The following is a 7,249-nucleotide window of genomic DNA, read 5'->3' on the forward strand; positions in this document are numbered from 1 at the left end:
TCTCCCTGTCTCGTGGGCTCGGAGATGTGAATAGGAGACAGGTTCGTGGGCAGTCCAGCCGTCGTCCTTGGACAGCAGGAACTGGCGCACGGCCACGGCCGCACCGGCCAGCAGGGCGCTGACGGCGACAACCTTGGCGATCGCCTTGCCGGGCCTGCGCCTGGGGGGCTCTGCCACGACCACCTCACCCTTGAAAGCCTTGACCGCGGCGCTGCCACGCTTCTGGGCCTCGGCGATGGCGGGGTGCTTCTCGGCCTCGTGCAGCAAGTCGGTCAACTTCGGCAACAGGTCGTCCTGGACCTTGTGGCGGGCGCTCTCGATGCCGGGGGAGACCACGGCGTAGGCGTCGCTCAGCCGAGGTTCGACCCGTCCGCGGGCGCTCTCGGCGGCCTCGAAGGTCTTGCCCAGCGCGTTCTTCGCGACGGGTCCGGCCTTCTCCTGGGCAGTAGCGACGTAGGCGGTCAACGCGGACAGTGCCTGGTTCAGCGCAGCGGCAGCGTGGTCGACCGCTGCGGCTCCCTTGTCAGCGGCCGACTGCGTCTCAGCGGCGGCATTGCGCAAGTGCTTGTTCTTGCGGGACACGGTTTCCTCCGTTTGGTTGGTTGGCTCGTAGTCGAGCAGGCTCGTGATCGAGCGTGTTTCCACCGTACCCGTCCACGTGTCGGCTGGCGGGCTACCGCACTAGACTGGCCGGGCACACAGTCCCCATATGAGAGGTTCCTCCGTTGACTGACAAGGTCATTCTGCACACCAACCTTGGCGACATCGCCATCGACCTGTTCCCTCAGCATGCCCCCGAGACCGTGGCGAACTTCGTCGGTCTGGCCGGCGGCACCAAGGAGTACGTGGACGCGCAGACCGGTGAGACCACCACCGGCAAGTTCTACGACGGCCTGGTCTTCCACCGCGTGATCGACGGCTTCATGATCCAGGGCGGATGCCCCCAGGGCACCGGCACCGGTGGCCCCGGCTACCAGTTCGCCGATGAGTTCTACCCCGAGAAGAAGTTCGACAAGCCCTACATCCTGGCCATGGCGAACGCCGGGCCGGGCACCAACGGCTCGCAGTTCTTCATCACCGTCGGCCCGACCCCGCACCTGAACAACCGCCACACCATCTTCGGTGAGGTCACCGACACCGCCTCCCAGGCGGTCGTCGACAAGATCGCCTCGGTGCCCACCGCACGCCAGGACCGTCCGGTCGACCCTGTCGTCATCGAGAGCGTCGAACTGGTCTGAGCACGCCCCCTGACCACCTTCACGGTGACGCAGTCAGCGACCACGGTCGCAGGCTGCGTCACCGTGTGCGTTCGGGGCGATTCACAGCGAGAACGCAGCCTCCAGGTCGTGGCGGCTGAACGTACGGAAGGCGATGTGGGTCTCGGTCTCCAGGACGCCCGGCACCTTGTTCAACTGGTCGGCGACCACCGCCGCCACGTCGTCGATGTGCTTGACCCGCACCAGCGCGATCAGGTCGATCTGCCCGGTCACCGAGTACACCTCGGTGACGCCGGGAATCGCGGCAATCGCCTCGGCCACCTCGGGGATGGACGAGACGTCGGCGTGGACGAAGACGATGGCGTTGATCATGGCGTCAGTCTAGGCATCAGGGGCCTCAGGCCACGTCCAGGGTGGGAGCAAGACTGACGTTCGCCAGTCGGGCGACGTCGGCCGCCGGCAGCCCGATGCGCATGGGCCAGGCCCAGTCGCCATCGATCTCGATGAGGCGCACCCCATCGGACTCGAGCCAGGCTGCGATTCGTTCGGCCTCCTCGATGGAGGCGGCCGGCATGCCGTCGGCGGGCACCGGCACCGAACTGGCCAGCTGGACGGTCTGCTCGGCGACGGCGCGGGGATTGGTGCCGGGCGGGCTGAAGGCGGCACCGGCCAGCCGCCCATGGCGGATCACGTGGATCTGCCACCCGCGGCCGTCATGTCGGGCGGCCACGATTTGTGCACAGCGCGACAGCGAGGCCATTCGGTGCCAGCGCCGCGTCGTGTTCAGGTAGGTCTGCAGCCGTCCGGTGAGTTCACCGGCCTCTTCGAACCGGTGCTGCCGGGCCAGCCGGCTGAGCCGCTCGCCCATGGTGGCGACCACGGGGCGCACGTCCTCGCGCAGGGCCGCCCGCAGCCGGGCCACCACCGCGGAGTACTCGACGGCACCCTCACCCAACTCGCAGGGGGCCGGGCAGCGTCCCAGTTCGGCCTGAGCGCAGGACGCCGACGGGGTCCTGGCCGACAGTTTGCGGGTGCACTGGCGAATCGGGAAGCCATCGTGCAAGGCCAGGACGCCCTGCTCGGCCTGCTGACGGCCACTGAAGGGGCCCCAGTAGTCGGCGCCGTCGTCGAGGATCTTGCCGGTGATCGACAACCGGGGGAAGGCCTCCCTGGTCAACTTGACCCAGGCCACCTTGTCCTGGCGGCGTGACTTGCGGTTGTAGCGCGGCGCGTGGGCCGCGATCATCCGCAGTTCACGCACCTCGGCCTCCAGTGGTGTCGCGCAGACCAGGGTCTCGACGCCGGTGGCGACGCGGACCATCTCCTCCATCCGGGCCCGTTTCTCGGTGGCGGTGAAGTAGGTGCGCACCCGCCTCCTGAGATTGACCGACTTGCCGACGTAGAGCACCTCGCGTCGCTGCCGGGACGGGTCGTCCGGGTCGGGCAGGTCGGCATGGAACCAGTAGATGCCCGGCTTCTCGGGCACCCGGTCGGCCCAGACCCGCTTGGCCCGACGCTGCGGCGAGACCCGATGGGTCAGGTCGTTGAGGTCCTCCAGGGTCGCCACCCCCAGGTTGCCGACCCGTTCCAGCAGCCCGTGCAGGACGTCGACCGTGGCCCGGGCATCGCTCAATGCCCGGTGGTCGGGGGTGGTGCCGGCCCGGAAGTGGTGGGCCAGGGTGGCCAGTTTCACATTGGGCACCTCGTCGCGCAGCAGCACCTGCCGGGCCAGGGCCACGGTGTCGACGACCGGGAAGCCCGGCCACTCGCGATCGTTGGCGGCGCAGGCCCGCTTCAGGAACCCCACGTCGAAACCTGCGTTGTGGGCCACCAGCACGCTGCCGGCGGCGAACTCCAGGAAGCTGGGCAGCACTGCCGCCAGCCGCGGTGCGGTGGCCACCATCTGGTTGGTGATGCCGGTCAGCACCGCGATCAGGGCCGGGATCGGGACAGCCGGGTTGACCAACGTCTGGAACTCGCCCAGCACCTCACCCCCGCGCACCTTCACCGCCCCGATCTCGGTGATCGTGTCGTCGGCAGCCCCGCCGGTGGTCTCGAGGTCGACGACCACGAAGGTCACCTCCGGCAGGGGGGTGCCGAGGTCCTCAAAGGATGGCTGCACGGCCCGGTAGGCCGCCGAGCGCTGCGAGGTGGATGCGGAACTGAACATGGCCCACACGCTAGACCGGGGTACTGACACCGATGTCATTCACGCCCCGATGTCATTCACACCCCGTGACAGTTTTGTCGGAGCCCCTCGGCACGCTGGGGGACATGGACACGTTGAGGATCGACTGCACCACCTGTGCCGTGGCCGGCCGCGGCTGCCACGACTGCCCCGTCAGCCTGCTGCTGGGCCCACCCGACCTGCCGATCGCGGCTCCGCCGGACGAGGCCGACCTGGACATCGCCGAGCAGCGGGCACTGGCGATGTTCGAAGCCGCCGGGATGCTGGCCCCCGACGAGCATCCGGCCGTGGTGATCCGCCCACATGCCGGTCTGGCTTGGCATTCGGCTTAGATTGTCTTAGGATTTTCTCAGTCATGGGTCCCGGTCTCTCGGAGCCCAACCACCAAACGAAGGACACCCTGTGACGCGAGTGCGAACCCTGCTGAATGCTGGTGTGGGCACACTGGTGGCGTGTGCACTGGCTGCCGGGCTCGCGATGAGTTCCCCGATGCTGGCCGCCGCCGACCCGGACGCCGTCAGGGACACCCAGGCGAAGGTCCAGGCGCTCGAGGAGCAGAGTTCGGCGATCGACCTGCAGCACGCCAAGCTGAGCGAGCAGCTCGACCAGGCCAATGCCAAGGCGAAGACGCTCACCAGCGACATTGCCGCCCAGCGCGTCAAGGTCGACGGCATGCGGACGTCCATGGGCACGCTCGCGCTGACCCAGTACCAGAACTCCGGCCTGAACCTCACCGTGAAGCTGCTCGCCAGCCCCGACGACGACTCGATGCTGAGCCAGTTGTCGACCGTGCAGAGCCTGACGGTTCGCACCAATGGCAAGCTGCAGCAGTTGCAGGCTGAGCAGGCCACGTTGACCCAGCAGGAGAGCACCCTGCAGGACACCCTGGCCGGCATCCAGGCCGCCAAGGACGAGCAGGCCAAGCTCTCCAAGGACTACCACCAGAAGGTGGACGAGGCCCAGAAGCTGCTGGACGCGCTGACCGCCGAGGAGCAGGCCCGTCTGGCCGAGCTGCGCAGCCAGGAGGCCGCCCGTCAGCTGGCCCTGGCCGAGCAGGCCGCGCAGACCGCCACCACCACCTCGTCGCAGACGCCCGCAACGCAGACGCCCGCAACGCAGACGCCGGCGACCAAGACCCCTGAGAAGAAGCCCGCGCAGACCAAGACCCCTGAGAAGGCTCCGGCCACCAGTGGTGGCGCCGCAGCCGCCGTGGCCTTCGCCAAGGCACAGGTGGGCAAGCGGTACGTGATGGGCTCCACCGGTCCCAACAGCTACGACTGCTCCGGCCTCACCTCGGCCGCCTGGCGCCAGGGCGGCGTCTCCCTGCCGCGGACCTCGCAGGGCCAGGCCAGCGCCGGCGTCCGCGTCTCGGTCTCCCAGATCCAGCCCGGGGACATCGTCGTGTTCTACGGGGGCGCCAGCCACGTCGGCATCTACGTCGGCGGCGGCATGCTCGTTGACGCCGCCAACCCGCGGTCCGGCGTGCGGATGATCTCCCTGAAGAACTCGTGGATGCCGATCCACTCGGTTCGCCGCGTCGGCTGACCCCACCCGGGTGCTCAGCATAGGCGTTGACATCGGCGGCACGAAGGTTGCTGCCGGGGTGGTCGACACGAATGGTCGGGTGCTGCGCAAGCTCACCCGGGCGACGCCGTCCACCGAGGCGCAGCTGGTCGAGGACACCATCGTCGAGGTGGTCGGCGAGTTGTCGGCCACCCACCCAGTGGGTGCCGTCGGGGTGGGTGCCGCCGGCTGGATCGACTCCGACCAGTCCATCGTCCGGTTCTCGCCCCACCTGGCCTGGCGCAACGAGCCCCTGCGTGACCGGTTGCAGTCCCGCCTGACCCCCACTGTCCTGGTCGACAACGACGCCAACGCCGCCGCCTGGGCAGAGTTCCGCTTCGGCGCCGGACGGCACGCCAAGGTCATGGTGATGGTCACCCTGGGCACCGGCATCGGCGGCGCCCTGGTGGTCAATGGCAGCCTTTTCCGCGGACGATTCGGCATGGCCGGCGAGTTCGGCCACATGACGGTGGTGCCGGGCGGCCACCCCTGCCCCTGCGGGAACCAGGGCTGCTGGGAGCAGTACGCGTCGGGCAACAGCCTGGTCCGGGAAGCGCGGTCCATCATCGCCGCCGGCGGACGCGGTCAAGGGCTCCTGGCCCACACCCCGAGCCGTGACCCCGCCAACCTCACCGGCCCGACCGTCACCGCGGCCGCCATGGCGGGGGACGCCCTGGCCGTCGAGTTGATCACCGAGGTGGGCACCTGGCTGGGACGCGGCTTCGCGAACCTGGCGGCGGCCATCGACCCGGACCTGTTCGTGATCGGCGGGGGCGTCAGCCACGCCGGCGACCTGTTGCTGCTGCCTGCCCGAGAGGTGTTCGAGTCCCAGCTCAGCGGACGCGGGTTCCGCCCCAACGCCCGGGTGGCACTGGCTGAACTGCGCAACGATGCCGGTCTGGTGGGGGCGGCCGACCTGGCCCGACACTCCATGGTGGAACCCCCCGGCACCTCCCGCGGATTCTGGCCCGGCCGACGCCCGCGGCGCCGGCGCCGGACCCTGCGCCAGCTGATGGACGTGGCCGCGACCCGCTAGAGGCGGGCACCATCGTCGTCGCCGTCGCGGGCAGGTGCCCGCAGCGCCTGCACCAGCAGCACCGTCAGACCGCCCACCGTGGCCGCCAGCGCGAGTTGGGCCCAGGGCGCGCCCAGGGTGACCCCGAAGATCATCGCCAGCATGCCGGCCAGCCCACCGCCCATCAGCAGGAAGCCCACCAGCGAGGTCGACGACCACGGCCGCAGGTCGTCGCCGACCTGACGATAGGACAGGTCGTCGGGCCCGTGCAGGTCGAACGCGTCCTCATCGTCGTCGTCGACGCGGCCCGCGCTGAACGGAAGCACCCGCTGGACCACGGCCGGTTCGGCGGCGGCAGGTTCGGCCGGCGCCGAAGCTCCCGTCCAGGACGCCTCATCGGCGAACTCGGCACGCATGAGCTCCTGGAAGCGGCGATCCACTTCTGCCGGGTCATGGGGCGTCATTGCTCCAGCGTAGGCGCAGCGGCCACGTCTGGCAGGTCCGCGGGCAACATGCCATATCGTGAGGGCCATGCTGGCCTACAACCTGTTCAAGTACGGACTGTTCACCCCTGTCTGCAGGCTGGTGTTTCGCCCCTGGGTCCGTGGTGGCGAGAACATTCCCGACCAGGGCGCCGTGATCACGGCCGCAAACCACCTCAGTTACGGCGAGACATTCCTGTTGCCGGCCATGATCCGGCGCCGGATGACCTTCCCCGTGAAGGCCGAGATGTTCCAGATGAAGAGCATTGGCGGGCGCATCGTGGGGTGGTTCCTGGCGGCCGTCGGCCAGGTGCCGCTGGATCGTTCCGGGGGACGCGCCAGCGCCGCCGGGCTCAGCCCCGTCATGCAGGAACTGCAGGAGGGCGGCATCGTCGGCATCTTCCCCGAGGGCACCCGCTCACCCGACGGGTACCTGTACAAGGGCAAGACCGGTCTGGCGAAGCTGGCGCTGGAGGCGGGGGTGCCGATCGTGCCCGTCGGATTCGTCGGCACCCAGTTCCGCAGGGGTCCACTCGGCATCCCCATCATGAAGCACCCCGGCATCATCATTGGTGAACCGATGGACTTCTCCCACCTGGCCGACCGCGCCGGGGAGATGAAGGTGCTGCGCTACGTCACAGACGAGGTAATGGCTGCGGTGCAGCAGCTGACGGGCCAGGACTACGTCGACGTGTACGCCACCCGGGCGAAGTTCGGTGACCTCAAGGACGTCGACCGTTCGGCCTACATCAAGCCGCGTCCCGGCACCGGTGAGCTGCCCCCG

General features: G+C 69.1%; 8 protein-coding genes and 1 pseudogene. 5 read left to right on the forward strand and 4 right to left on the reverse strand.

Annotation, left to right across the window (positions count from 1 at the left end; translation table 11 throughout):
* Positions 1-582 (reverse strand): annotated as a pseudogene (locus tag IPV09_RS13775) (hypothetical protein); the annotation flags it as partial.
* 143 nt (positions 583-725) lie between these two features.
* On the opposite strand from IPV09_RS13775, the gene IPV09_RS13780 reads away from it, so the two are divergent.
* Entirely contained in the window at positions 726-1,238 is a 513-nt protein-coding gene (locus IPV09_RS13780; protein WP_207475891.1) for a peptidylprolyl isomerase, read from the forward strand.
* An 81-nt stretch (positions 1,239-1,319) separates the two neighbouring features.
* Here IPV09_RS13780 and IPV09_RS13785 read toward each other — a convergent pair whose 3' ends face one another.
* Both IPV09_RS13785 and IPV09_RS13790 read right to left on the reverse strand, forming a co-directional pair.
* Positions 1,320-1,589, reverse strand: coding sequence for an Lrp/AsnC family transcriptional regulator (locus IPV09_RS13785; RefSeq protein WP_207475893.1), 270 nt, complete (start codon positions 1,587-1,589; stop codon positions 1,320-1,322).
* Positions 1,590-1,614: 25 nt separating this feature from the next.
* Positions 1,615-3,387, reverse strand: a complete 1,773-nt coding sequence (locus IPV09_RS13790) for a DEDD exonuclease domain-containing protein (protein ID WP_207475895.1) — start codon at positions 3,385-3,387, stop codon at positions 1,615-1,617.
* A gap of 104 nt (positions 3,388-3,491) precedes the next feature.
* On the opposite strand from IPV09_RS13790, the gene IPV09_RS13795 reads away from it, so the two are divergent.
* From IPV09_RS13795 to IPV09_RS13805, 3 genes are all read left to right on the forward strand, one after another.
* A complete protein-coding gene (locus IPV09_RS13795) occupies positions 3,492-3,737 on the forward strand; it encodes a hypothetical protein (protein WP_207475897.1) in 246 nt (81 codons plus the stop codon).
* Between the two features lie 103 nt (positions 3,738-3,840).
* Positions 3,841-4,950: a C40 family peptidase gene (locus IPV09_RS13800; protein WP_207475899.1), complete on the forward strand. Its 1,110-nt coding sequence runs from the start codon at positions 3,841-3,843 to the stop codon at positions 4,948-4,950.
* A gap of 10 nt (positions 4,951-4,960) precedes the next feature.
* On the forward strand, positions 4,961-6,004 hold the full coding sequence (locus tag IPV09_RS13805) for an ROK family glucokinase (protein ID WP_207475907.1): 1,044 nt from the start codon (positions 4,961-4,963) through the stop codon (positions 6,002-6,004).
* Here the strand turns inward: IPV09_RS13805 and IPV09_RS13810 are convergent.
* Positions 6,001-6,447, reverse strand: a complete 447-nt coding sequence (locus IPV09_RS13810; protein WP_207475909.1) for a hypothetical protein — start codon at positions 6,445-6,447, stop codon at positions 6,001-6,003. The genes IPV09_RS13805 and IPV09_RS13810 overlap by 4 nt on opposite strands.
* 67 nt (positions 6,448-6,514) lie before the next feature.
* Between IPV09_RS13810 and IPV09_RS13815 the strand changes: the two genes are divergently transcribed.
* Positions 6,515-7,249: 1-acyl-sn-glycerol-3-phosphate acyltransferase (locus IPV09_RS13815; protein WP_242681653.1), on the forward strand; the 735-nt coding region annotated here is incomplete at its 3' end.

This window comes from Tessaracoccus sp. SD287 (assembly GCF_017355265.1).
Lineage (GTDB): Bacteria > Actinomycetota > Actinomycetes > Propionibacteriales > Propionibacteriaceae > Aestuariimicrobium.

What these genes read in the sequence shown, in the direction of transcription:
- IPV09_RS13790 (WP_207475895.1), bottom strand. Translation starts at nt 3,387, where the DNA reads ATGTTCAGTTCCGCATCCACCTCGCAGCGCTCGGCGGCCTACCGGGCC.
- IPV09_RS13795 (WP_207475897.1), top strand. Translation starts at nt 3,492, where the DNA reads ATGGACACGTTGAGGATCGACTGCACCACCTGTGCCGTGGCCGGCCGC.
- IPV09_RS13810 (WP_207475909.1), bottom strand. Translation starts at nt 6,447, where the DNA reads ATGACGCCCCATGACCCGGCAGAAGTGGATCGCCGCTTCCAGGAGCTC.
- IPV09_RS13785 (WP_207475893.1), bottom strand. Translation starts at nt 1,589, where the DNA reads ATGATCAACGCCATCGTCTTCGTCCACGCCGACGTCTCGTCCATCCCC.